This window comes from Thermus thermophilus HB8, from assembly GCF_000091545.1.
Lineage (GTDB): Bacteria > Deinococcota > Deinococci > Deinococcales > Thermaceae > Thermus > Thermus thermophilus.
This window is the reverse complement of the sequence record NC_006461.1, coordinates 925858-950214: the sequence shown is the minus strand read 5'-3', so window position 1 is coordinate 950214 and position 24357 is coordinate 925858. Positions and strand designations below refer to the sequence as shown.

Genomic DNA, 24357 nt, shown 5'->3' with positions numbered 1-24357 from the left:
CTCCTCGCTGCCCAAGGCTAGGGCGTCCCCGTTAGCCGGGGGTTAGCCGGCAGGAGGAGGCGGGCCGTGAGCCCGGTGGGCTTGCGGGGAACGAGGACGAGGGCACCCCCGTGGGCCTCGGCCACCTTCTTGGCCACGGAGAGGCCCAGGCCCTCCCCGGGTTTGGGGGAGGCCCGGAAAAAGGGCCTGCCCGCCTCCTTCAGGGCCTCCTCGGGCATCCCCGGGCCCTCGTCCCTCACCTCCAGGACGAGGTCCTCCCCCTCCTGGGAAAGCCGCACCTCCACTCCCTTTCCCTCCCCGTGGAGGAACGCGTTTCTGAGGAGGTTCCGCAGGGCCTGGGCGAGGAGGAGGGGGTCGCCCTCGTAGGGGAGGGTTTCGGGCCCCCGGTAGGGCACCCCGAAGGCCCTGGCCTCCTCCCGGGCGAGGGCGGCAAGGTCCAAGGGCACGGGCGTCACCCGGCCTTCCCTCGCCAGGACGAGGAGGGCCTCCACCAGGCGCTTCATGCGGAGGAGTTCCTCCTTCGTCGCCTGAAGGGCCTCGCCCTCGGACAGGTAGCCCCCTTCCGCCGCCTCCAGCTGGGCCAAAGCGGCGGCCACCGGGGTCCTGAGCTCGTGGGCCGCGTCCCGGGTGAAGCGCTTTTCCCGCTCCAGGAAGGCCTCGAGGCGCTCCAGCATGTGGTTGAAGGCCTCGGCCAGGGTCTTGAGCTCCCCGCCTCCCTCGGGGGGCACCCGCTGGGAGAGGTCCTGGGAGTCGGCCACCCGCCGCGCCACCTCCGTGAGGCGGGAGAGGGGCCTCAAGGCCACCCCGGCGAGGTGCCCGGCGAGGAGGGCAAAGGCCAGGGTGAGGGCCGCTCCCGAGGCGAAGAGGACCAGGCGGAAGCGGGAGAGGGCCAGGAGGGCCTCAGGCTCGTACCGGGCCAGGGTGAGGGTGCCCCCAGGCGCCTCCATGACCCAGACCCGCCACCCCTCCTTCCAGTACCGCCCCGGGGCAAGGGGGGGTAGGTCGGGGAAGCCGGGGCTTTGGGTCCTTGTCCCGCCTTGGACCAGGCGGAAGGCGAACTCGCCCCTGGGGCCAGGCCGTCCCTCGGCGAGGGCGCGGGCGTAGAAGAGGAGGGAGCGGTCCAGGTCGGCCTCTATGAGCCCTTTGAAGGCCACGTAGCTCAAGGCCCCTTGGAAGAAGAGGGCGAGCCCGATGGAAAGGGCGAAGAAGAGGGCGAGCCGCGCCTTAAGGCTCATGGCCGAGCCGGTACCCTCCGGGCACGGTGCGCACCACCTCGGGGAAGAGCTTCTGCCGGAGGTAGTGGACGTAGACCTTCACCGCCCCCACCTTCTCGGGGTCGCCGAAGACCCGCTCGGCGAGCTCCTCGGGGGCGAAGACCCGGCCCGGGTGGAGGAGGAGGGTTTCCAGGAGCGCGAACTCCTTCAGGGAGAGGTCCACCCGCCTGCCCGCCAGGTAGACCCCCCGCCCCGCCAGGTCCACCTCCAAGGGGCCAAGCCGCACCCGGGAGGCCTTCACCTCCGAGGCCCGGCGGAGGAGGGCCCGCACCCGGGCCAAAAGCTCCTCCAGGTGGAAGGGCTTCACCAGGTAGTCGTCCCCGCCCAGGTCCAGGCCCTGGACGCGGTCCTCGAGGGCGTCCCGGGCGGTGAGGAAGAGGATGGGCCCCTTGTAGCCCGCTTCCCGCGCCTCCTTTGCGAAGCGGAAGCCGCCGTCCTCGTCCTCGGGAAGGCGCACGTCCAGGACCATGAGGTCGGGCTCCAGCTCCAGGAAGGCCTCCCGGGCCTCTCCCAGGCTCCTGGCCCAGCGAACCCCGTAGCCCTGGGCGGCGAGGGCCCGGGCCACCGCCTGCCCCAGGCGGGGCTCGTCCTCCAGAAGAAGCACCTGCACCCTTCCAGTATGGCCCGGCCCGGTTAGGCGGGGGTTACCCTGGGGGCGCTGAGGCCACCCCATGCTGCGAAACCCAGGTGCGGGCGCCTAACGGCCGTCTAACCGGACTGCCCTACCCTCCCTTCCATGGGCCGGTACGGGGCCAGGTGAGAAGGGGTTTTGGGAAGCTTCCTGGAGGTGCAGCTCCTCGCCCCTCCCTGGCGGGCCCGGAGGGCCTTCGGGGCGGTGCTGCGGGAGGTGAGGCGGTTGGAGGCGGTCTTCAGCCGCCACCGGGAAAGCGAGCTCACCCGCCTGGTGCGCCAGGGGGGCGGGAGGCCGAGCCCAGAGATGCGGGAGGTCCTCGCCGCGGCCTTGGCGCTGAAGGAGGCCACGGGCGGGGCCTTCCACCCGGCGCCCGCCCACGGCGGGGAGGCCTTCCGCTTCGTGGGCGAGGAGGTGGAGGTCCTGGCGCCCCTGGACCTGGACGGCCTGGCCAAGGGGTACATCGCCGACAAAGGGGCGGAGGCCGCCCTGAGGGCAGGGGCGAGGGCCGCCTTGGTGAACCTGGGAGGAGACCTCGCCCGCAGGGGCCCTGGGCGGGCCGAGGTCCTGGTGGAAGCCCCCTCTACCTCTCCCTCCTCGCCTTCCTCACCCTCCTCTTCTTCGCCGTCACCGGCCTCACCCTGAACCACCCGGAGTGGTTCGGGGAAGGAGCCCCGAGGAAGCTCTCCGGGACCCTCCCCGGGGCCCCTTACCTCGAGGGCGGGTCCGTGGACTGGCTCCGCCTGGCGGAGGACCTTAGGGCCTTGGGCCTCAGAGGGCGGGTCGCCGACCGCGGGGAGGCGGGGGAGGAGGTCTGGATCTCCTTCCGCGCCCCCGGCTACGCCGCCGACGCCCAGGTGGACCCCAGGACGGGGGCCTACCGCATGGTGGTCACCGACTACGGGCTCGTGGCCGTTCTCAACGACCTGCACAAGGGGCGGGACGCGCCCGGAGGGTGGAAGCTCTTTCTAGACCTCTCCGCCCTGTTCCTCGCCTTGGTCAGCCTCACGGGGCTTCTCCTCGGCGTCCTCCTTCCCAAAAGCCGCAGGGCGGCCCTCCTCGTCCTCGGCCTAGGGGGCCTCCTCTTCCTCGCCCTCGCCCTCTACGCCGCCCGCTAAGTTCCCCACCGCGGCTTCCGCCGGGGGCCGGGTAGAATGGAGCCGCTATGAAGCCCGGCCTCCATATCGTCCAGGGGCCGCCCGCCTCGGGGAAGACCCGTCTGGCGCTGGCGTGGGCCCTGGAGGTCCTTGGGAGGCGGGGCCGCGTCTTCTGGGTGGGGCTTCCCCACCAGCGGGCCTATGTCTACCGGCTGCTTTCGGAGGAAGGGGCCTTTTTGGGCCTGGAGTTCCTCTCCTTCCAGGCCCTCTACTACCGGGTTTTGGCCGAGGCGGGGTGGCTTAAGCCCCTCCTTCCCGGAGCGGGGCGGGTGGCCCTGGTGGGGGAGGCCTTGCGCCGGGCCGGGGAGGGGCCCGTGGCCCCGGGGGAGGCCCGGCTCTTCGCCCGGGCCATCGCCGAGCTGAAGCGGTACGGGATCTCCCCCTTCGCCCTGCCCAAGGAGGGGGAGGCCGGGCGGCTTAGGCGGGTCTACCGCCTCTACGAGCGCCTGAAGGCGGGAAGCCTGGACTACGACGACTTCCGGCACCGGGCCCTAAAAGCCCCCTTGCGCCTCTTCCCCTGGCCCGACCTCGTGGTGGTGGACGGGTTCCGGGAGGTGGGGCCTTTGGACCTCCGCTTCCTCCGGCGGCTTTCCGAACGGGTTCCCGTCCTCCTTACCCTGGAGGTGCTCCCCGAGGGGTGCACCCCCCACCGCGTCCTCGAGGCCCGGCCGGTCGCCCGCCGGGTCTTCCGCCTCGCCAACCCCGTGGAGGAGGCCCGCTACCTCCTCCGGGCCCTGAAGCGGGCCTTGGCGCCAAAGGCGCTCGGGGGGGAGGGGCTTGCCCCGGAGGACGTTCTCGTGGTGGCCCCGCCGGAGCGCATCGGGGGACTCATGCTCCTTAAGGACGAATACGGCCTTCCCCTCGAGGACGGCCGGGAGCGCGCCCTGGCGGAGACGGAAGAAGGGGAGCGGGTCTTCGCCCTCCTCAACCCCTTCCCCACGGGGCGGGACCTCCTTGCCCTGGGCTTTTCCGCTTTGGGGCGCAAGGCGCTGAGGCTCGGGCTTGCCGGGGAGGAGGCCCTAAGGGCCTTGGCGGAGCGGGAGGGTTTGGAGGCGGAGTGGGAGGCCTTCCTGCGCCTGCGCACCCCGGGCCCCGACCTCGAGGCCTGGGCCGAGGCGGCCTTGGAGGCCTTGGGGGTGGAGGCCAAGGAGGTCTTCCTCTCCCGCTTCCGCATGGCCCTCCGGGTGGACCGGGGCGAGCCTTTGGCCTGGTGGCGGAGCCTCCTCCTGGACGAGGTTCTGCCCCCGGAGGTGGGCCGGGGCGTGGCCGTCCTCCCCCCCTTGAGGGCCACGGGGGTGCGGGCCCGGAGGGCCTACGTGCTGGAGTGGGTGGCGGGCCGGTACACCCTGGGGGAGCGGGAGGACTACTTCCTCCTGGAGGACCTGCGGGAGCAGGGCCTCCTGAAGGGCCTTCCCCGGCGGCTTCGCGGGCTTGACCCCTTGTTTTTGGAGGAGCTTTCCACCCGGGGGGAGGAGGTGGTCCTCCTCTACCCCGAGGCCGGGCCCGGGGGGCCTGTGGAGCCCTTGGCGGCGGGGGAGCGGCCCGAGGCCCTGCCCCCGGCGAGCCGCCTCGAGGCCCTGCCCCAGGCCCCCTTCCGCCCCGCCCACCCCACCTCGCCCGCCTCCCCGCCCCACGTGGAGGCCCTCCGCCGCTATTTGGAGTGTCCCTTTAGGGCTTACCTGGAGCGCTACCCCCTCCGGGACGGGGAGGAAAGCCCCTGGCGCGCCCTGCCTTCCCCCGTGGACCTGGGGGCCTTGGGGGGGCTTTTCGCCGACGGGCGGGTGGGGCCCTGGCTTCGCGCCCACGGGGCCCACCTCCAGGGCCTGAGGCTTTACGTCCTCTGGCCCGGGCGGCGCTACCGGCTCCGCCTGGACGGGGTGCGGTGGGAGGGGCGGGCGGTCCACCTCTACCGCCTCTTGGGCGAGGGGGCCGAGCCCGACCTGAGCCCCAAGCGGCGCTGGACGGAGTGGCTCGCCCTCAAGGCCCTCCTTCAGCGGGAGGACGTGGAGGCCGTTCACCTTTGGGCCTGGCCCTGGCTGGGCAGGCCCAGGCCCGTGGGGAAGGGGGTTTACCGCAAGGGGGATGCGCTTCCCGCCCTCAAGGAGGTGGAGCCCCTTCTGGAGAAGGCCCTCCGGTCCTGGGGCGCCTTTCCCCCGAGGCCCGGGCCCCACTGCCACGCCTGCGGCCTCGCCGACCTTTGCCGGAAGGAGGAGGAGTGAAGCTCTACGTGGCCTCGGCGGGCACGGGGAAGACCCATACCCTGGTGGAGGAGCTTTTGGCCCTGGTGAAGGGGGGTGTGCCCCTGCGGCGCATCGCCGCCGTCACCTTCACCCGCAAGGCGGCGGAGGAGCTTCGGGCCCGGGCGAGGAAGGGGGTGGAGGCCCTGGCCCGGGAGGAGCCGGGCCTTGGCGGGGCGGTCCGGGAGGTCCACGGGGCGGTCTTCGGCACCATCCACGGCTTCATGGCGGAGGCCTTGCGCCACGCGGCCCCCTTCCTCTCCCTGGACCCGGACTTCGCCGTGGTGGACGAGCTCCTCGCCGAGGCCCTCTTCCTGGAGGAGGCGCGAAGCCTCCTCTACCTCCTGGGGGAGGACCCGGGGCTTGAGGCCTTCCTCCGCCGCCTCTACCAGGGGCGGACCCTGGCCGAGGCGTTTAGGCCTCTGGAGGGGGCGGAGGGGCTTGTGCGCCTCTTCGCGGAGGCCCTGGCCCGGTACCGCCGCCGGGCCCAGGAGGTCCTGGGCCCGGGGGACCTCGAGGCCCTCGCCCTCCGCCTCCTCCGCCACCCCCAGGCCCTCGCCCGGGTGGTGGAGCGCTTTCCCCACGTCCTCGTGGACGAGTACCAGGACACGAGCCCCCTCCAGGGGCGCTTCTTCCGGGCCCTGGAGGAGGCGGGGGCCCGGGTGGTGGCCGTGGGGGACCCGAAGCAGTCCATCTACCTCTTCCGCAACGCCCGGCTGGAGGTCTTCCGCGAGGCCCTGGGGCGGGCGGAGGAAGTCTTGGTCCTGGACGAGACCCGCCGCCACGCCCGGAGGGTGGCCGCTTTCCTGAACCGCTTCGTGGCCCTCTTCCCCGAGGGGGAGCGGGTGGCGGTGCGCCCCACCAGGGAAGCCGAGGGCCGGGTGGAGGTCCACTGGGTGGAGGGGGGGGCGGGGCTTGAGGAGCGGAGGCGGTTTGAGGCCGACCTCCTCGCCCGCCGCCTCCTCGCCCTAAAGGCGGAGGGCTACGCCTTCGGGGAGATGGCCGTCTTGGTGCGGAGCCGCGCGAGCCTTCCCCTTTTGGAGCGGGCCTTCCGCGCCCGGGGCGTGCCTTACGTCCTTCGCCGGGGGCAGAGCTTCTTCAACCGCCTCGAGGTCCGGGACCTTTACCACGCCCTGCGGCTCGCCCTCCTCGAGGGGCCCCCGGGGCCCGAGGAGCGCCGCTCCCTCCTCGCCTTTCTGCGAAGCCCCTTCGTGGGGCTCAACCTTGGGGAGGTGGAGGAGGCCCTCCTCCGGGAAGACCCGCTTCCTTACCTCCCCCAGGCGGTGCGGGACCGGGTGGCCTGGCTGAGGGGCCTCGCCGGGAAGCGGCCCCTCGAGGCCCTCAAGGCCCTGGTGCGGGACGAGGTCTTTCTTTCTCGGCTTTCCCCCCGGGCCCGGGCCAACCTGGACGCCCTCCTCCTCCTTGCGGGCCTGGAGCGCTTCCCCGACCTGGAGGCCCTCCTGGAGTGGCTCAGGCTCCGGGCCCTGGACCCCGAGGCGAGCGAGCTTCCCGAGGGTGGGGAAGGGGTGGGCCTCCTCACGGTCCACGCCGCCAAGGGGCTGGAGTGGCCGGTGGTGGCCGTCTACGACGTGGCCCGAGGGGAGCCAGGCCCGGCCTCCCCGGTCCTCGTGGGGCCTGAGGGGGAGGTGGCCGTGGCGGGGACGCGGGCCCACCGGGACCTCGCCCAAAGGCTTGCTCAGGCCCAGAGGGAGGAGGCGGTCCGCCTCCTCTACGTGGCCCTCTCCCGGGCCCGGGACGTCCTCCTCGTCACCGGAAGCCGCTCGGGCCGGGAAAGCCCCTGGGCCCAGGCCCTGGAAAGGCTCGGCCTGGGCCCGGAAAGCCAGGACCCCCTGGTGGCGCGCCACCCTGTGCCCCAGGGCTGGAGGCCGCCCCGTCCTGCGCCCGCCGCGAGGCGGGAAGGGCCTCCAGCCCCCTACGCCGAGCACCTCCTTCCCCCAAGGCCCCTCCCCCTCGTCCACTCCCCGAGCGCCCACCTGAAGGCGGAGCCCAAGCCCCTCGCCGAGGCCTTGGAGGGGGAGGCCGTCTCCGGGTTCGCCCGCGCCCTCGGCACCCTGGTCCACTACGCCCTCGCCCGGGACCTGGACCCGGAGGACGGGAGGGCCATGCGGGCCCTCCTCCACCAGGAGGTGGCCTTTCCCTTCGCCGAGGGGGAGAAGGAGCGGCTTTTGGCCGAGGTCCGGGCCCTGCTTCGGCGCTACCGGGGGATGCTGGGGCGGGAGCTTCCCGCTTTGGAGGAGCGGGCGGAGGATTACCGGGAGCTTCCCCTCGTCCTCCCCCTCAAGGGGACGGTCTGGCACGGGGTGCTGGACCGGGTCTACCGGGTGGGGGACCGCTGGTACCTGGACGACTACAAGACGGACCGGGAGGTCCGGCCCGAGGCCTACCGCCTCCAGCTCGCCCTCTACCGGCGGGCCCTCCTCGAGGCCTGGGGGGTGAGGGCCGAGGCCCGGCTCGTCTACCTGCGCGCCGGGCGGGTCCACGCCTTCGGCGAGGCGGAGCTTGAGGAGGCCTTGGCGGCCCTCCCCTCATAGCTCCAGGTGCTGGGCGTCGTGGCGGCCTCCCCAGAGGCGCTCCTCTCCCTCGGGGGTGAGGAGGAAGCTGTTGCGGTCGTCCCGGACCTGGCGCTTGAGCACCTTGAGGACCTTCTTCTTGGCCTCCTTGTTCAGGACGGGGAAGAGGAGCTCAAAGCGGTTCTGGAAGTTGCGGGGCATGGCGTCGGCGCTGGTGAGGTAGACCCGCCACTCCCCCCCGGCCCGGAAGGCGGCGGCCCGGGCCGCAAGGTGGTCCGGGGCCTTAAGGACGCGGCCCGGGAGGCCCTGGCGGAACGCTTCCTCTTCAAGAAGGGGGGCGTGGCCTGGCTGGAAGGCCGGCCCAGGCCCGGGGAGGTGGTCCTCAGGGCCTTTTTCCCCCTAAGGTCTTCCGGATCTAAGGGGCCGCGTTACGGTGGGGGGCGCTTTCCTCGGGTAGGCTTAAGGTATGGAGGTCAAGGAAGCACCCACGGAGGCCCTCATCGGCGGGGCGTGGCGGCGCTTGGCGCGGAGGTTCCCCGTGGTCTCTCCGGCCACGGGGGAGCGGGTGGCCGAGGTGGCGGACTGCGGGGAGGAGGAGGCGCGGGAGGCCTTGGAGGAGGCGGTTTTGGCCTTCCCCGCCTGGAGCCGGGCCACGGCCTACGAACGGGCCCAGGTCCTCAGGCGCTGGTACGAGCGCATCCTAGAGCACAAGGAGCCCCTCGCCCGGCTCATGGCCCTGGAGATGGGGAAGCCCCTCAAGGAGGGGAGGGCCGAGGTGGCCTACGCCGCGGGGTTCGTGGAGTGGTACGCCGAGGAGGCGAAGCGGGTCTACGGGGAGACGGTCCCCTCCCAGTTTCCCCACAAGCGGATCCTGGTGCGCTACGAGCCCGTGGGGCCGGTCTACGGCATCACCCCCTGGAACTTCCCCGCGGCCATGGTGACCCGCAAGGTGGCCCCGGCCTTGGCGGCGGGGTGCACCTTCGTGCTGAAGCCCGCGGAGGAGAGCCCCCTCACCGCCCTCTACCTGGCCAAGCTCTTCCTGGAGGCGGGGGGCCCCCCTGGGGTCTTCCAGGTCCTCCCCACCTCCAGGCCCGCCGAGGTCTCCCGCCCCTTCCTGGAGGACGAAAGGGTCCGCAAGCTCACCTTCACGGGGAGCACCGAGGTGGGGGTGAGGCTCTACGAGGAGGCGGCCAAGACCCTGAAGCGGGTCTCCTTGGAGCTTGGGGGCGGGGCGCCCGTTTTGGTCTTCGCCGACGCCGACCTGGATAGGGCGGTGGAGGAGACGCTTCGGGCCAAGTTCCGCAACGCTGGGGAGTCCTGCGTGGCCGCCAACCGGATCTTCGTCCAGGCGGAGGTGGCCGAGGCCTTCGCCGAGGCCTACGCCCGGAGGGTCCAGGCCCTGAAGGTGGGGGACCCCCTCTCGGAGGAGACGGACATCGGCCCCCTGGTGAACGAGGCTGCCCTTAGGAAGGTGCGGACCCACGTGGAGGACGCCCTCGCCAAGGGGGCGAGGCTCGTGGCGGGAGGGGAGGCCAAGGGGCTCTTCTTCGCCCCCACGGTGCTTTTAGACGTGAAGCCGGAGAGCCTCCTCTTCCGGGAGGAGACCTTTGGCCCGGTGGCCCCCCTCACCGTTTTCCGGGAGGAGGAGGAGGCGGTGCGCTGGGCCAACGGCTTCCCCGTGGGGCTTGCCGCCTACGTCTTCACCCGGGACCTCTCCCGGGCCTTCCGGGTGGCGGAGGCCCTGGAGTACGGCATCGTGGGGGTGAACGACGGCGTGCCCTCCACCCCGCAGGCCCCCTTTGGCGGCGTGAAGCGCTCGGGGCTCGGCCGGGAAGGGGGGAAGTGGGGCCTTTTGGAGTACCTAGAGGTGAAGTACGTGTCCTTTGGCCTCTGAGGCCCCGCGCCGGAGGCCCGACCGCAAGGCCCGCACCGCCTCGAGGGCGAGCCTCCCCTCCCGGGCCTCCCGCTCCAGGGCCTCCAGGGCTTCCTCGGGCTTTACGGCCTCCCGGTAGGTCCTGCGGCTGGTGAGGGCGTCGTACATGTCGGCGGCGCTCAGGACCTGGACCAGGAGGGGGATCTCCGTGAGGCCGTCGGGGTAGCCGGAGCCGTCCAGCTTCTCGTGGTGCCAGCGCACATAGGGACGGAGGCGGGGGTGGGCCTTCAGGGGCGTGAGGATCTCGTCCCCCTTGACGGGGTGGGCTTGGATGAGCCGCCAGTCCGCTGCCGAAAGCGGGGCCTCTCCCCGAAGGATGCGGTCGGGCAGGCCGATCTTGCCCACGTCGTGGAGGAGCGCCCCCATGTGGAGGTCCCGGAGCTCCTCCTCACCGGCCCCAAGCTCCCGCGCCCCCAGGAGGGCGTAGCGGGCGACCCGCTCCGCGTGGCCTGCGGTGTAGGGGTCCTTGGCCTCCACCGCCCGCACCAGGGCGAGGAGGGCCCGCTCCAGGTCCTCCAGCTTCTCCTGAAGCCGCCTCCGCTCCAGATGCCCCTTCACCCGGAGCCGGAGCTCGGTGAGGTCAAAGGGGCGGTTCAGGAAGTCGTCAGCCCCCGCCTCCAGGCCCCTAAGCCGGGTCTCGTGGTCCCGGTCCGCCGTGAAGAGGAGCACGGGGAGCAAGGGGTCCAGGGCCTTGAGCCTTCGCGTGAGCTCCAGCCCGTCCATGTGGGGCATGTGGAGGTCGGTGAGGACCAGATGGGGCGGGGCCTCCAGGGCCAGGTCCAAGGCCTCCCTGCCGTGGCGGGCGAGGCGCACCTCCACGCCGAGAGGCTCCAAGGCCCGGCGGAGGAGAAGGCGCTGGACGGGGTCGTCCTCGGCCACGAGCACCGTGGGGTTCATGCGGCGCCTCCCTTGCCGAAAAGTAGCGGGGCCGCGCCTTTTTGGGCCTCCCGCCGCAGGGCGCCCAAGCGCTCCAGCTTCAGGAGGTAAAGGCGGACCAGGTCCACGGGTGAGGCGAGGGCCTGGGCGAGCTCCTGCGCCGTGGTCCCTCGCTCCAGGTAAGGGGCGGCCTTTTCCAGAAAGCCTCGGTACCGGGCGTCTTCCGGGGGGCTTCCTTGTAGGCGGAAGCGGGTCTGAGGGTCGGGAAGCTGGTCCCGGTAGCGGTCAAGCTCGTCGTGAAGGGTGACCAGGGAAAGGAGGGCCTTTTCCGTGGGCCAGTTGAGGCGCACCCGGTGCCGGGGACGGAGGTTGGGGAGGAACTCAAAGCTTCCTTCCCGCGCTTTCAGCAGGGTAAGGAGGACCGCCTTGGCGGCCTCCGGGGGGAGGGGCTTCCCCCGCTGGTCAATGGAGCGGATGCGGCCGGGTTTGAGGTAGAGGGTGGTGGCGGGGAGGCCCTTCACGTTCCAGATCTCCAGCGCCCCCTCTTTGGACTTGAGGACGAGGAGGAGCTCCTCAAGGGGCATGGAGTCCAGACTGCCGAAGAGGGCCACTTCAACCCACCTCCTTTCTGCTTCCAAGGTAGGGGGAGGATGTGAAAACCGTGTAAAAAACCTTACGGCCGGAAGGCCCCGGCCACGAACTCGCCCATGCCGCGGGCGCGGACGCGGTAGCCCCTGAAGCGGCCCTCCCCCGCCACGGGCCCTTCCCAGTAGGCCACCCGGGTGGTGCGGGAGAGGATCTCCCCCTCGCGGAAGAGGGGCCTCAGGACCAAGGTGAGTTCCGGCCCTTCCAGGCGCCAGACCAGGGTGTAGGCGCGGCCCGAGGGGCTCGTCCAGGTCTCCAAGGGAAGGAAGTCCAGGGCGAGGTCCTCCCTGTTGCCCAGGGGGTCCACCCGGCTCGCCAGGACCTGGACCACCCGTCCCGAGGGCGCCTTGACCCGGTAGGCCATGAGCTCGGAGCCGTCGGAGAGGTGGAGGCCGAACCAGTCCCAGGTGGCGGCAAGCCCGGAGAGCTGTTCCCCCCACTGGTGGTCCAGCCAGGCCTCCCCCCGCGCCTCCTCCCCCAGGACCTCCCCCCAGGCGGCGACCCTGGTGTAGGACTGGTAGTGCATCCGCCCCGTCTCCGCGGTGCCCGAGGGGGGGTGGACCACGGGAGGCTTCAGGGGACGGAAGCGGAGGTCCACGCCCGGCGCCTCGAGGCGGAACCCCTCCCCCTCCCGGTAAAACCGCCACCCCATGAGGGCCAGCCGCGGGCCGGGCAGGGCCTCGCCCCTCTTGGCGAAGAGGTCCTGGTCCGCCACCTCCAGAAAGCGCCGCTTCCCGGTGCGGAGGTCGGTGAGGGCGAGGTGGGCGGCGTGGAAGGGCCCGAAGAGGCTCCCGGGGAGGCCCAGGATGCGGTAGGAGGGCGGGGCGTAGGCCTTGAAGAAGGCGAAGTGGAAGGCGTAGGGCTCCACCCACCCCGAGGCGTACCACCACTCCAGCTGGGCGGGCTTGGGGTCCCAGTCCTCGGGCTCGGGGAGGCGGCCCGGGTCCACGGCGAGGAGGGCGGGGGCGCAGGCCGCGAGGAGGAGGGCGAGCCAGGCGGTCCGGAAGGGGCGCATTTCCCTCCATAATAGGCGCATGGTGGAGAAGCCCGCTATCGCCCTCGTGGGGGAAAGCCTGGTGGACTTGGTCCTGGAGGGGGAAAGCCCCCTTACCTTCACCGGGTCCTTAGGCGGCTCGGTTCTGAACACGGCCACGGTCCTCGCCCGGCTCGGCTACCCCGTTCGCTTCTTTTCCGAGGTGGGGGAGGACTGGCTTTCCGCCTGGAGCGAGGCGGAGATGGCCCGGAGGGGCCTGAACCCGAAGCTTCGGCGCCACCCCGGCCCCATGCCCTTGGCCCTCGTCCGTCTGGACCCGGAGGGGAACGCCCGTTACAGCTTCCACCGCCCCTTCCAGGCCCCCTTCCTGCCGGAGGCGGGCGCCTTGCGGGGGGTGGGGGCCTTCCACTTCGGCTCCCTCTTCGCCCTCGAGGCCCGCACCGCGAAAGGGGTGGCCGCCCTTTTGGAGGAGGCCGCGAGGGCGGGGGCCCTCCTTTCCTACGACCCCAACCTCAGGGGCCTCCCCTCGCCCGAGGAAAGGGCCCGGGTGGAGGCCTACCTCGGGCGGGTGGACCTTTTGAAGCTCTCCTTGGAGGACGCCCGCCTCCTCTTCCCCGAGGCGCCCTTGGAGGCCGTGCGCCGCCTCCCTCCCAGGCTCAAGGTCCTCACCCTGGGGCCCGAGGGGGCTTTGGCCTTCCTCGGGGAAGGGGAGGTGCGGGTTCCCGGGGTGCGGGTGCGGGTGGTGGACACCGTGGGCGCGGGGGACACCTTCACGGCGGGCCTCCTCGCCCTCCTCCTCAGGCGGGGCGGGGGGAGGGGGGTTCTGGAGGGCCTGGACCTCGAGGGCCTGCGGGAGGCTTTGGAGGCGGCCGTGGCCCTTTCCGCCTTGGCCTGCACCGTCCGGGGGGCGGGCCTCCCCGAGGAGGGCCTCGCCGCCTGGCGGGCCCGGTGGCTTGCGGGCTAGGCCTCCTCGGCCATGAGCTTCAGAAAGGCCTCCACCACCTCGGGGTCAAACTGCTTGCCCGCCTCTTCCCGGATGTAGGCCAGGGCCTTCTCCTTCGGCCAGGCCTTGCGGTAGGGCCGGTCCGAGGTGAGGGCGTCGTACACGTCCGCCACGGCGAAGATGCGGGCCGACCTGGATCCTCTCCAGCTCGGGCGGGGTGGGAAGGCGCCCCCCGGGCCAGGCGAGGAGGAGGACCCTCGTCCACCCCCAAAAAGCCCCAAAGCCTCCCCTCCCAGAAGACGGGAACCGCGAGGAGGCTGCGGATGTCCTGGGCCTCGAGGAGGGGCCGCTCCGCCTGGGGGAAGGTCCGCACGGGGCCCGAGACGGCCCGGTTCTCCAGGAAGGCCCGAAGCCAGCGGCCGTACCCTCCCTTGGCCATGGGCACCCGCTTGAGGTCGGGGTTGGCGATCTGGGGCGCCACGCCCTCCGCCGCCCACCCGGCGAGCTGGGTGGCGTACCCGTCGTCCGCCTCCTCCTTGAGGCGAAATGGGCCTGGTCTTCCCCGGACTCAAGCCAAGACGGCGAGCCCTTGCGCCTTGGCCTGGTACATGCGGCTGTCGGCGGCGGAGAGGAGCTCGTCGGGGGTCTTGCCGTCCTCGGGGAAGGCGGCGAGGCCGATGTTCACCCCCAGGCAGAGCCCCCCGAAGCAGAGGGCCTCTATGGCCCGGGCGTAGCGGAAGGCGGCCTTGAGGGCGCCTTCCTTCCCGGTGTGGGGGAAGAGGGCGGCGAACTCGTCCCCGCCCCAGCGGAAGATCCGGTCCCCGTTCCGCTTCTCCCTTTGCAGGGCCTCGGCCACCTTCATGAGGGCGAGGTCCCCCACGGCGTGGCCCAGGCGGTCGTTCACCTGCTTGAAGCCCCTCAGGTCCATGACCGCGAGGGCGAGAGGGTAGCCGTAGCGCTCCGCCCGCTTGAGCTCCTCTTCCAGAAAGCGGTCAAAGGCCCGGCGGTTGGGCAGGCCCGTGAGGGGGTCGGTGAGGGCGGCCTCTTCCAGGAGCTTCCGGGTGCGGATTTCGTGGAGGAGGGTGGCGAGGGGCGTGGCGAAGAAGCGGGCGGCCTCCAGGGAGTCCTCGCCGAAGGCTTTGGGGTCGTGGAGGTTCTCCAGGTTGAGGTAGGCCAGGACCTCCCCCTTGTAGGGGATGGGGAGGCAGAGGTTGGCCTGGATCTCCTCGGCCTTCCCGGCGGCGTCTATGACCTCGGGCGGGGCGGTCTCGTGGCTGATCTCGGCGATGGGCCTTTCCTCCACGCTGAGGAGGCGGGGCTCCCCTTGGCGGGCCTTTTCCTCCCCCAGGCCGTACCATTTGAGCTGGGCCTCCCGGGTGAAGGCCAGGGCCTTTAGGCCCTCCAGGTCGTAGCCAAAGGCCGCCTTGTAGCGGTAGGCCCCGTCTTCCCAGACCAAGAGGCTTCCCGCCTCCGCTCCCGGGACCTGGCGGATGGCCTCTTCCAGGACCGCCTGGTAGAGCTCCTCCGGGGGTTTTTCCAAAAGCTCCAGGAAGATCCGGTTGACCGCCTCGTGCCGGGCCTTTTCCGTGAGGCGTTCCAGACCGAGGCCCAGGGTACGGCAAGCGAGGAGGAGGAGGTCCACCTCGCTTCTCCGCCAAAGCCTTTCCGCCCTCTGGCCCACCACAAAAATCCGCCTCGCCCGGGGCGCCCCCGGGGTGGGGACGGGGAGGGCGGCGAAGGTGCGCCAGTCCAGGGCTTTTAGCGCGGGGACGGTCCGGTCCTCCTCGGCGTAGCGGGCGGTGAAGAGGGGGCTTCTCGTTTCGTAGACCCGCCAGGCGAGGCCTACGCCGTAAGGGAGGCCCTCCTCCAGGACCTTGCGGAGGGCGGGCTCCTCCACGCCGTGGGCGGCGAGGTTCACCATGCGGGCGCCCCGGACCTCCCAGAAGGCGCCGGCCTCGAGGCCCAAGGCCCGCACCAGGAGGGCCAGGGCCTTGGCCGCCGCCTCCTCGAGGCGGGAGGCGCTTTGCAGGGCGAGGGAGAGCTCCGCCACGAGCCGCCTTTCCTCCTCGTCCGCCAGGCGGGAAAGCTGGAGGCTCACCGCCTGGGCGAAGCGCTTAAGGCCCTCCTGGAGCTCCTCGGGGAAGGGCCGGTCCCGCTCCAGGTTGAGGACGGCCACCACCTCCCCCCGCTCCCGGAGGGGAAGGGCGAGCTCGGCGAGGGCCTTGTGGTCCGGGGGGGCGATGTAGTCCGGGTCCCGGCGCACGTCCGGCACGTACACGGGCCTCCCCTCCCGGTAGGCCCGGCCCACCACGCCCCCGTAGGGGATGGTCTCCACGGAGAGGGGGGGGCGGGCGGCGAGGAGGCGGAGGCCCTGCCCCTCGGGCACCCACACCCCCACGTGCCCCCGCTCCCCGAGGCGGGCGAGGCGCTCGGGGAGGCTTTTCAGGAGTTCTTCCCGGTTCTGGGCCTTGGGGAGGGCCTCCAGGGCCTCGGCGAGGAGCCTGTGGGTCTGGGCCAGGTACTTGGCCCGGCGGTGGGCCCGGCGGAGGCTTTCCCCCACCTGGTGCGCAAGAAGGGCGGCGAGGAGGAGGGCGGCGAGGGAGGAGGGGTTCATGGCCCCTTGGAAGAAGAGGAGGAGGCTTGCGAGGCCCAGGGCGGCAAGCCCCGCCCCGAGCCCGAAGACGCTCGCCACGAGGCCCACGGCCACCATGAACCAGGGGACGGCGGCGCTCTCCCGAAGCCCCGCAAGCGCCGCTCCCAGGGCGAGGGCGGCCAGGGCGACGTAGAGGGGCCAGTGCATTGTTGCGCCCCATGCTACCACGGCCTAGGCTTGGAGAGCAGGGGGGGTGCGGTGGTTCAAAAAGTGTAGCCCTCGTCATTCTTGGGGCCTTGGTCTTCGTCCTCCTCCTTCCCGACCGGGAGCTCAAGGGGAGGCCCGCTCCGGTAGAGTGAGGGGGTGGTCCGGGGTTTTTACCTGCGCTTCGGCGAGGGGGTCTCTGAGGAGGCGAACCGCAGGGCCCTCGCCCTGGCCGAGGCCCTCCTCCGTGCCCCCCCTCCGGGGCTTCTGGACGCCGTGCCCGCCTACGGCGTCCTCTACCTGGAGTACGACCCCAGGCGGCTTTCCCGAGGGCGGCTTTTGCGCCTTCTTAAGGGGCTTCCCCAGGAGCGGGCCGAGGAGGGGCGGGTGGTGGAGATCCCCGTGCGCTACGACGGGGAGGACCTTCCCGAGGTGGCCTCCCGCCTGGGCCTCTCCCTCGAGGCGGTGAAGGCCCTCCACCAAAAGCCCCTCTACCGCGTCTACGCCCTGGGGTTCACCCCAGGCTTCCCCTTCCTGGCGGAGGTGGAGCCCGCCTTGCGCCTTCCCCGGAAGCCCCACCCGAGGCCCCGGGTGCCCGCCCACGCCGTGGCCGTGGCGGGGGTGCAGACGGGGATCTACCCCCTTCCTTCTCCCGGGGGCTGGAACCTGCTCGGGACCAGCCTGGTGGCCGTCTACGACCCCCACCGCGAGACGCCCTTCCTCCTCCGCCCCGGGGACCGGGTGCGCTTCCTGGAGGCCGAGGGGCCCACGCCGCCCGAGCCCCGCCCCCTGGAGCTCCTCCCCGAGGAGCCCAGGCTTCCCGCCCTCCTCGTGGAGGAGCCCGGGCTTATGGACCTGGTGGTGGACGGGGGCCGCTTCCTCGGGGGGCACCTCGGCCTCGCCCGCTCCGGTCCCCTGGACGCCCCTTCCGCCCGGTTGGCCAACCGGCTCGTGGGCAACGGGGCGGGGGCGCCCCTCTTGGAGTTCGCCTACAAAGGCCCCGTCCTCACCGCCCTCCGCGACCTGGTGGCGGCCTTCGCGGGCTACGGCTTCGTCGCCCTTCTGGAAGGGGAGGAGATCCCCCCGGGGCAAAGCTTCCTCTGGCCCCGGGGCAAGACCCTCCGCTTCCGCCCCCGGGGCCCGGGGGTGCGGGGCTACCTGGCGGTGGCGGGGGGCCTCGAGGTCCGGCCCTTCCTCGGCTCCGCCTCCCCGGACCTCCGGGGGAGGATCGGGAGGCCCTTGTGGGCAGGGGATGTCCTGGGCCTCGAGGCGCTTCGCCCGGTCCGCCCCGGGAGGGCCTTCCCCCAGCGCCCGCTCCCCGAGGCCTTCCGCCTCCGCCTCCTCCCCGGGCCCCAGTTTGCGGGGGAGGCCTTTAGGGCCCTTTGCTCCGGCCCCTTCCGGGTAGCGCGGGCGGACCGGGTGGGGGTGGAGCTTTTGGGGCCGGAGGTCCCTGGCGGGGAGGGGCTTTCCGAGCCCACCCCCCTCGGCGGGGTCCAGGTGCCCCCCTCGGGGAGGCCCCTGGTGCTCCTCGCCGACAAGGGGAGCCTCGGGGGGTACGCCAAGCCCGCCCTGGTGGACCCCCGGGACCTCTGGCTCCTGGGGCAGGCCCGGCCTGGTGTGGAGATACACTTCACGAGTGGGTGAAATCGTGAATAAAAGTACAAGATGGCCAAAGAACCCCCTTCAGCCCCCGGGGAGGGGCCTAAGACTCAGCCCATCCCCTCCACCACCACGGCGATGCCCTGGCCCACGCCGATGCACATGGTGGCGAGGCCGAACTGGACCTTTCGCCGCCGCATCTCGTGGACCAGGGTGGTGAGGATGCGGGCCCCGGAGGCCCCCAGGGGGTGGCCCAGGGCGATGGCGCCGCCGTTGGGGTTGAGCCTTTGGTCCTCCATGGAAAGGCTCCACTCCCGGAGGACGGCGAGAGCCTGCGCGGCGAAGGCCTCGTTGAGCTCAATGAGGCCGAGGTCCGAGAAGCTCAGCCCCGCCCGCTCCAGGGCTTTCCTGGTGGCGGGCACGGGGCCGATCCCCATGATCCTTGGGGGTACGCCGGCCACGGCGATGGCGCGGACACGGGCTAAGGGCCTCAGGCCGTGGGCCTTGGCGTAGTCGTCGGAGACGAGGAGCACCGCCGCCGCCCCGTCGTTTAGGGGGCTAGAGTTCCCTGCGGTCACCGTGCCCCCCTCGCGGAAGACGGGCCGGAGAGCGGCGAGCTTCTCCAGGGAGGTGTCCCGCCTGGGGCCCTCGTCCTGCTCCACCAAGATCTCCTCCTTGCCCCGCTTCACCGGCACCGGGACCACCTCGTCCTGGAAGCGTCCCTCCTCCCAGGCCCGCACCGCCTTCTGGTGGGAGAGGAGGGCGAAGCGGTCCTGCTCCTCCCGCCTGATCCCGTACATCTCCGCCAGGTTTTCGGCGGTCTCGCCCATGCTCTCGGTGCCGTAGAGGGCCTGCATTTTGGGGTTGACGAAGCGCCAGCCCAGGGTGGTGTCGTACATGACGAGGTTGCCGGTGGGGAAGCCCCGCTCGGGCTTAGGGACGGCGTAGGGGGCACGGGACATGGATTCCACGCCGCTTCCGATATACACCTTGCCCTCCCCGGCCCAGATGGCCCGGGCCGCCTGGGCCACGGCCTCCAGCCCGGAGCCGCAGAGGCGGTTTACCGTGCAGCCCGCCACCTCCACGGGGAAGCCGGCGAGGAGGAGGGCCATGCGGGCCACGTTGCGGTTGTCCTCGCCCGCCTGGTTGGCGCAGCCGGCGTAGACGTCCTCCACTTCCTCTTTGGGGACGCCGGAGCGGTCCACGAGGGCGGAGAGGGCGTGGGCGAGGAGGTCGTCGGGGCGCACCGAGGCCAGCGCCCCTCCGTGCTTGCCGATGGGGGTCCTAACCGCTTCCACGATCCAGGCTTCGGGCATGGGGTCCTCCTTACCGAACGGTCGGTAGTAGCTTAGCCGGAAGGCGGGGGCGGGGTCAAGCGACTAGGGGGAGAAAGAACGCACAAGCGGGTGTAATCGTGAAAAGTTTCACTAATCATCCCCCCGCACCCGGGCCTCCACCTCCTCCCACCGGTCCACCGGGAGGAGGCAGACCCCCCTCCGGCACACGTAGGCCTTCCCCGCTTCCCGCCCCTCGAGGGCGGGAAGCGCCCCGGCGGGCCCCAGGACCAGCTGGGTGAGGGGCAGGAAGGCCCCCCTTGCGGCCTCGAGGAGAGGGGAGGGCAGGGGCAGGGCAAGTTCCGTGCCCCTTTCCCAAAGGGCCTTGGCCAGAAGCGCCCCCGGGAGGGCGTGGGGGTAGCGGGCCAGCCAACGGGCCTTTTCCGCCAGGACCTCCTCCGCCCGCTCCCGGTAGTCCCCGCCGAAAACGGCCCCCAGCCGGACCAAGGCCTCGGCCAGGGCGCTTTCCCCCGAGGGGAGGGCCCCCTCCTCCACCTCCTTGGCGGGGAGGGGGAGGGAAGGGCCTTCCCTAAAGAGCCTCCAACCCGCCTCCGCAAGCCTCTGCGCCCAGTCCAGGTAGGGCCACTCCCCCGTGGCGGCGTAGAGCTCCAAAAAGGCCAGGGCGGCGAAGGCCTGGTCCGAGAGGTAGGCCTCCTCCCCCAGGCTCCCCCGCCAGGTGTGCCGCAGGAGGCCTTCCCGGTACATGTGGGCGAGGAGGAAGCGGGCGCCTCTCTTGGCCGCCTCGAGGTAGCGTTCCTCCCCGAAAAGCCTCCCCGCCTCCGCCAGGGCCCGCACCGCCAGGGCGGACCAGTCCGCCAGGACCTTGTCGTCCAAAGCAGGAGGCATGCGCCGCCTGCGGGCCCCTTGGAGCTTCGCCCGCACCCCTTCCCGCCAGGCGAAAAACCCCTCCCCCAGGGCCTTCCTCGCCTCGGCCTCGCCCCAGGCGGTGAGGACGGACCTCTCCCCCAGGTCCTCCCCCAGGGCGAAGTAGCGCCGGGCCAGGGGGAAGTCCTCCCCTAGGGCCTCCCTAAGCTCCGCCTCGGTCCAGGTGTAGTAGCGCCCCTCCTCCCCCTCGCTTTCCGCGTCCAGGGCGGTGTGGAAGCCGCCCTCCCGGCGCTGCATGGAAAGGAGCCAGTCCAGGGTTTCCCGGGCCACCCGCAGGAAGAGGTCCTCGCCAAAGAGCTTGTAGGCCCCGAGGTAGACCCGGGCGAGGAGGGCGTTGTCGTAGAGCATCTTCTCAAAGTGGGGTAGCCGCCAGAAGCGGTCCACGCTGTAGCGGTGGAACCCCCCGCCCACCTGGTCGTACACCCCCCCGAGGGCCATGGCCCTCAGGGTGGGGCGGAGGAGGCGCGCGGCGCGCTCTTCCCCCTCCCAGGCCCGGGCGAGGAGGTAGAGGAGGAGGGGCCCCTGGGGGAACTTGGGGGCGGGGAGGAACCCTCCCCACTCGGGGTCAAAGGCCCGCTCCAGGTGGTCCAGGGCCTCCTCTTCCGCGCCCTCGGGAAGGGGGCCCGGGGGCGGGCTGAGGCTTTTCCATAGGGCCCGGGTTAGCCGCTCCGCCTCTTCCAGAATGGCCTCCCGCTTCCCCGCCCAGGCCTCGGCCACGGCCACAAGGACCCGCTTGAAGCCGGGAAGGCCCATCCGGTCCTCCTTGGGGAAGTAGGTGCCCCCGAAGAAGGGCTTGCCCTCGGGGGTGAGGAAGAGGCTCATGGGCCAGCCCCCCTGGCCGGTGAGGCTCACGAGGGCCCGCATGTAGGCGGCGTCCACGTCGGGCCGTTCCTCCCGGTCCACCTTCACCGGGACGAAGTGGGCGTTGAGGAGGCGGGCCACCTCCTCGTCCTGGAAGCTCTCCCGGTGCATCACGTGGCACCAGTGGCAGCTGGCGTAGCCCACAGAGAGGAAGATGGGCTTGTCCTCGGCCTGGGCCTTGCGGAAGGCCTCCTCGCCGAAGGGGTACCAGTCCACGGGGTCCTCCGCATGGGCGAGGAGGTAGGGGCTTCTTGCGGCCTTTAGGCGGTTTCCCATCCCCTCCAGGCTAGGGCGGGAGGCCGAAGGGGAAAAGCCTCCTCCTTACAATGGGGGGCGTGGTCGGGGAGGCGCTTTGGCAAGGCGGCTTGGAAGAGGCCCTGAGGGCCTGGCTTCGGGAGGACCTGGGGCAGGGGGACCTCACGAGCCTTTTGGTGGTTCCGGAGGACCTCGAGGGCGAGGCCGTGATCCTCGCCAAGGAGGGGGGCGTCCTCGCGGGGCTTTGGGTGGCGGAGCGGGTCTTCGCCCTCGCGGACCCGCGCACCGCCTTCACCCCCCTGGTGGCGGAGGGGGCGAGGGTGGCGGAGGGGACGGAGGTGGCCCGGGTCCGGGGGCCCTTGCGGGGCATCCTCGCCGGGGAGAGGCTCGCCCTCAACCTCCTGCAGAGGCTTTCGGGAATCGCCACCCTGACCCGGGCCTACGTGGAGGCCCTCGCGGGCACCAAGGCCCAGATCCTGGACACCCGCAAGACCACCCCGGGGCTTCGCGCCCTGGAGAAGTACGCCGTGCGGGTGGGCGGGGGGAGGAACCACCGCTATGGCCTCTTTGACGGGATCCTCCTCAAGGAGAACCACGTCCGGGCGGCGGGGGGCGTGGGCGAGGCGGTGCGGCGGGCCAAGGCCCGCGCCCCCCACTACCTCAAGGTGGAGGTGGAGGTGCGAAGCCTGGAGGAGCTGGAGGAGGCCCTAGAAGCCGGGGCCGACCTCATCCTCCTGGACAACTTCCCCCTCGAGGCCCTCCGGGAGGCGGTGCGCCGCGTGGGGGGAAGGGTTCCCCTGGAGGCGAGCGGGAACATGACCCTGGAAAGGGCGAAGGCGGCGGCGGAGGCCGGGGTGGACTACGTCTCCGTGGGGGCCCTCACCCACTCGGCCAAGGCCCTGGACCTCTCCCTCCTGGTGGTGCGTCCATGAGGGCGTGGAGGCGGTTCGGGCCCTGGTCCACCACCTCAGGAGGCCCCGCATAATGGGTAGGATGCGTGGGGAAGCCCTGGCGCAAGAGGTCCTCAGGCTCAAGCGGGAGCGGAACGCCGTCATCCTGGCCCACTCCTACCAGCTCCCCGAGGTGCAGGAGGTGGCGGACTTCGTGGGGGACTCCCTGGGCCTCGCCCGAGAGGCCCAAAGAACGCGGGCCGAGGTCATCGTCTTCTGCGGCGTCCATTTCATGGCGGAGACCGCCGCCATCCTGAACCCCGAGAAGACGGTGCTTCTGCCCGACCTGGAGGCGGGCTGCTCCCTCGCCGACAGCATCCGGCCCGAGGACGTCCTGGCCTGGAAGGCAAAGCACCCCGACGGGATCGTGGTGGCCTACGTGAACACCAAGGCGGAGGTCAAGGCCCTGGCGGACGTCTGCGTGACGAGCGCGAACGCCGTGGAGGTGGTCTCCCGGCTTCCCCAGGACCGGCCCATCTACTTCGTCCCCGACATGTTCCTGGGGGCCCACGTGGCCCGGGTCACGGGGAGGAGGCTGGACCTCTTCCCCGGGGAGTGCCACGTGCACGCGGGGATCCGGGAGGAGCACCTGAAGGCCCTCCTGGAAGCCCACCCGGGGGCGGAGTTCCTCATCCACCCGGAGTGCGGCTGCGGCAGCGGGTGCCTCTACCTCAAGCCCGACGCCAAGATGCTCTCCACGGAGGGGATGGTGCGCTACGCCAAGGGGGCGGAGGCCCGGGAGTTCGTGGTGGCCACGGAGGTGGGGATCCTCCATCGCCTCAAGAAGGAGGCCCCGGAAAAAGCCTTCTTCCCGGTGAAGCCCGACGCCGTGTGCGAGTACATGAAGCGGATCACCCTGGAGAAGGTCTACCTCTCCTTGAAGGAGATGCGCCACGTGGTCCGGGTGCCCGAGGAGGTGGCGGGGAGGGCGCGCCGGGCCCTCGAGGCCATGGTGGCCGTGGGGTGATGGAGCGCCGTAGCACAGACCTCCTCGTCCTGGGCGCCGGGGTGGCGGGGGTCTACGCCGCCTTGGCCGCGGAGGAGCGGGGGGCCCGGGTCCTCCTCGTGAGCAAGGACCCCCTCCCCGCGGGCTCCACCCCCTGGGCCCAAGGGGGGGTGGCCTTTCCCGTGGGGGAGGAGGACCTCGAGGCCCACCTCCGGGACACCCTCGTGGCCGGCCGGGGCCTCGTGGAGGAAGGGGTGGCCCGCTCCATCCTGGAGGAGGCCCCCCGCCACCTGGAGAGGCTTCGCGCCTTCGGCCTTCCCTTCCACCCCGAGCCCACCCGGGAAGGGGGGCACTCCCGCGCGAGGGTCTTCCACCTGGGCGGGGACCGGAGCGGGCTTCTCCTCCTCGAGGGGCTCCTTAAGCGGCTTTCCACCCCCGTGGTCCCCGCCCAGGCCCTGAGCCTCCTCGTCTCCGGGAACCGGGTGGCCGGGGCCCTCCTCTGGGGGCCGGGGGGGCTTTGGGAGGTCCGGGCTGGAGCCGTCCTCCTCGCCACGGGAGGGTTTGGCCGCCTCTTCCCTGTGACCACGAACCCCCACGGGGCCACGGGGGACGGGATGGCCCTCGCCTGGCGGGCGGGGGCGGTGCTCCGGGACCTGGAGTTCGTCCAGTTCCACCCCACGGCCCTTCCCAACGGGGCCCTGGTCTCCGAGGCCTGCCGGGGGGAGGGGGCCCTCCTCCTGAACGCCCACGGGGAGCGGTTCATGCCCCGCTACGACCCCCTGGCGGAGCTCGCCCCACGGGACGTGGTGGCCCGGGCCGTCTTCCGGGAGAGGGAGCGCACGGGCGGGGTTTACCTGGACCTGAGGCCAATCCCCCACCTGGAGGAGCGCTTCCCCACGGTGGTGGCCCAGGCCCGGGCCTTGGGCCTGGACCCCCTGAGGGCGCCCCTTCCCGTGGCCCCGGCGGCCCACTACGCCATGGGGGGGGTGAGGACCGACGCCTTCGGCCACACGGGGATCCCCGGGCTCTTCGCCGCGGGGGAGGTGGCCTCCACCGGCTTCCACGGGGCGAACCGCCTGGCCTCCAACAGCCTCCTCGAGGGCCTGGTGGTGGGGTGGCGGGCCGCCCTAAGGGCCCTGGAGGACCTGGCCTTTCCCCCAAGAGCCACCCCCCTCCCCGCCCTCGCCGCCCCACCCGAGGCGGTGGCGTCCCTAAGGGAGGAAGCGGGGGAGGCCCTCGGGGTGGTGCGGCGGAAAGAAACCCTCCTCGCCTTCCTCCGCCGGGCGGAGGCCGTGCCCCTGGAGGAGGTGGAACAGGCCAGCAGGGACCGGCTCGAGGCGGGAAGCCTCCTCCTCCTCATGCGCCTCCTCGCCCGGGCGGCCTTGGCCCGGGAGGAGAGCCGGGGCGCCCACTTCCGGGAGGACTTCCCCCTGGAAGACCGCCCCAGGCACAGCCTCTTCCAGGGGTGGCGCCTCGGTTTCCTTCCCGTGGGTGTGGAGTAGGGGAGGA

Annotated in this window: 18 protein-coding genes and 3 pseudogenes; 10 read left to right on the top strand and 11 right to left on the bottom strand. The window is 72.1% G+C overall.

Annotated features, from left to right (window positions below):
• Positions 1 to 17: 17 nt before the first annotated feature.
• On the bottom strand, positions 18 to 1235 hold the full coding sequence (locus tag TTH_RS05095; protein ID WP_011228367.1) for a sensor histidine kinase: 1218 nt from the start codon (positions 1233 to 1235) through the stop codon (positions 18 to 20).
• Positions 1225 to 1884 carry a response regulator transcription factor gene (locus tag TTH_RS05090; RefSeq protein WP_024118816.1) on the bottom strand — a complete coding sequence of 220 codons (660 nt, stop codon included), beginning with the start codon at positions 1882 to 1884 and terminating at the stop codon, positions 1225 to 1227. Before TTH_RS05090 ends, TTH_RS05095 begins: the two co-directional genes overlap by 11 nt.
• A gap of 159 nt (positions 1885 to 2043) precedes the next feature.
• Between TTH_RS05090 and TTH_RS05085 the strand changes: the two genes are divergently transcribed.
• The 4 genes from TTH_RS05085 to TTH_RS05070 are packed head-to-tail and all read left to right on the top strand — an operon-like array spanning position 2044 to position 7851.
• Positions 2044 to 2550 carry an FAD:protein FMN transferase gene (locus TTH_RS05085; protein WP_011228366.1) on the top strand — a complete coding sequence of 169 codons (507 nt, stop codon included), beginning with the start codon at positions 2044 to 2046 and terminating at the stop codon, positions 2548 to 2550.
• The gene (locus TTH_RS05080; protein WP_224065239.1) at positions 2547 to 3023 is read left to right on the top strand and encodes a PepSY-associated TM helix domain-containing protein; all 477 of its coding nucleotides are present in this window, start codon (positions 2547 to 2549) and stop codon (positions 3021 to 3023) included. Before TTH_RS05085 ends, TTH_RS05080 begins: the two co-directional genes overlap by 4 nt.
• A gap of 47 nt (positions 3024 to 3070) precedes the next feature.
• A complete protein-coding gene (locus TTH_RS05075) occupies positions 3071 to 5281 on the top strand; it encodes a PD-(D/E)XK nuclease family protein (protein WP_011228364.1) in 2211 nt (736 codons plus the stop codon).
• Positions 5278 to 7851 (top strand): UvrD-helicase domain-containing protein, encoded by a 2574-nt coding sequence (locus tag TTH_RS05070; protein ID WP_011228363.1) that lies wholly within the window; start codon positions 5278 to 5280, stop codon positions 7849 to 7851. Before TTH_RS05075 ends, TTH_RS05070 begins: the two co-directional genes overlap by 4 nt.
• Here the strand turns inward: TTH_RS05070 and TTH_RS05065 are convergent.
• Positions 7846 to 8082, bottom strand: a pseudogene (locus TTH_RS05065) (polyphosphate kinase); the annotation flags it as partial. The gene TTH_RS05070 and the pseudogene TTH_RS05065 sit on opposite strands and share 6 nt — an antisense overlap.
• A 214-nt stretch (positions 8083 to 8296) precedes the next feature.
• Here TTH_RS05065 and TTH_RS05060 point away from each other — a divergent pair.
• Positions 8297 to 9724, top strand: coding sequence for an NAD-dependent succinate-semialdehyde dehydrogenase (locus tag TTH_RS05060; protein ID WP_011228361.1), 1428 nt, complete (start codon positions 8297 to 8299; stop codon positions 9722 to 9724).
• On the opposite strand, the gene TTH_RS05055 is transcribed toward TTH_RS05060, so the two are convergent.
• The 3 genes from TTH_RS05055 to TTH_RS05045 form a co-directional block, all read right to left on the bottom strand.
• Positions 9692 to 10660, bottom strand: coding sequence for an HD-GYP domain-containing protein (locus tag TTH_RS05055; protein WP_011228360.1), 969 nt, complete (start codon positions 10658 to 10660; stop codon positions 9692 to 9694). The two genes, TTH_RS05060 and TTH_RS05055, sit on opposite strands and share 33 nt — an antisense overlap.
• Entirely contained in the window at positions 10657 to 11250 is a 594-nt protein-coding gene (locus TTH_RS05050) for a DUF4388 domain-containing protein (protein ID WP_011228359.1), read from the bottom strand. Before TTH_RS05050 ends, TTH_RS05055 begins: the two co-directional genes overlap by 4 nt.
• A gap of 62 nt (positions 11251 to 11312) precedes the next feature.
• Complete coding sequence (locus tag TTH_RS05045) at positions 11313 to 12299, bottom strand: lipocalin family protein (RefSeq protein ID WP_224065204.1); 987 nt, start codon at positions 12297 to 12299, stop codon at positions 11313 to 11315.
• Positions 12300 to 12318: 19 nt separating this feature from the next.
• Here TTH_RS05045 and TTH_RS05040 point away from each other — a divergent pair, with 19 nt between their 5' ends.
• Positions 12319 to 13242: a carbohydrate kinase family protein gene (locus TTH_RS05040; protein WP_011228357.1), complete on the top strand. Its 924-nt coding sequence runs from the start codon at positions 12319 to 12321 to the stop codon at positions 13240 to 13242.
• On the opposite strand, the pseudogene TTH_RS05035 reads toward TTH_RS05040, so the two are convergent.
• The 3 genes and pseudogenes from TTH_RS05035 to TTH_RS05025 form a co-directional block, all read right to left on the bottom strand.
• Positions 13239 to 13409: pseudogene (locus tag TTH_RS05035) on the bottom strand (HD-GYP domain-containing protein); the annotation flags it as partial. The gene TTH_RS05040 and the pseudogene TTH_RS05035 overlap by 4 nt on opposite strands.
• Before the next feature lie 74 nt (positions 13410 to 13483).
• A pseudogene (locus tag TTH_RS11530) lies at positions 13484 to 13660 on the bottom strand (GAF domain-containing protein); the annotation flags it as partial.
• 129 nt (positions 13661 to 13789) lie between these two features.
• Positions 13790 to 16021, bottom strand: a complete 2232-nt coding sequence (locus TTH_RS05025; RefSeq protein ID WP_164926052.1) for a diguanylate cyclase — start codon at positions 16019 to 16021, stop codon at positions 13790 to 13792.
• Positions 16022 to 16177: 156 nt separating this feature from the next.
• On the opposite strand from TTH_RS05025, the gene pxpB reads away from it, so the two are divergent.
• Positions 16178 to 17662 carry a 5-oxoprolinase subunit PxpB gene (gene pxpB / locus TTH_RS05020; RefSeq protein ID WP_011228353.1) on the top strand — a complete coding sequence of 495 codons (1485 nt, stop codon included), beginning with the start codon at positions 16178 to 16180 and terminating at the stop codon, positions 17660 to 17662.
• 65 nt (positions 17663 to 17727) lie between these two features.
• On the opposite strand, the gene TTH_RS05015 is transcribed toward pxpB, so the two are convergent.
• Entirely contained in the window at positions 17728 to 18933 is a 1206-nt protein-coding gene (locus TTH_RS05015; protein WP_011228352.1) for a thiolase family protein, read from the bottom strand.
• A gap of 111 nt (positions 18934 to 19044) precedes the next feature.
• Complete coding sequence (locus tag TTH_RS05010) at positions 19045 to 20973, bottom strand: thioredoxin domain-containing protein (protein ID WP_011228351.1); 1929 nt, start codon at positions 20971 to 20973, stop codon at positions 19045 to 19047.
• Between the two features lie 50 nt (positions 20974 to 21023).
• On the opposite strand from TTH_RS05010, the gene nadC reads away from it, so the two are divergent.
• The 3 genes from nadC (at position 21024) to TTH_RS04995 (ending at position 24350) form a co-directional block, all read left to right on the top strand.
• Entirely contained in the window at positions 21024 to 21884 is an 861-nt protein-coding gene (nadC, locus tag TTH_RS05005) for a carboxylating nicotinate-nucleotide diphosphorylase (RefSeq protein WP_011228350.1), read from the top strand.
• 61 nt (positions 21885 to 21945) lie between these two features.
• Positions 21946 to 22869 (top strand): quinolinate synthase NadA, encoded by a 924-nt coding sequence (nadA, locus tag TTH_RS05000; RefSeq protein WP_164926051.1) that lies wholly within the window; start codon positions 21946 to 21948, stop codon positions 22867 to 22869.
• Positions 22869 to 24350, top strand: a complete 1482-nt coding sequence (locus tag TTH_RS04995) for an L-aspartate oxidase (protein ID WP_011228348.1) — start codon at positions 22869 to 22871, stop codon at positions 24348 to 24350. The genes nadA and TTH_RS04995 overlap by 1 nt, the downstream gene beginning before the upstream one ends.
• The last annotated feature ends 7 nt before the right edge of the window (positions 24351 to 24357 follow it).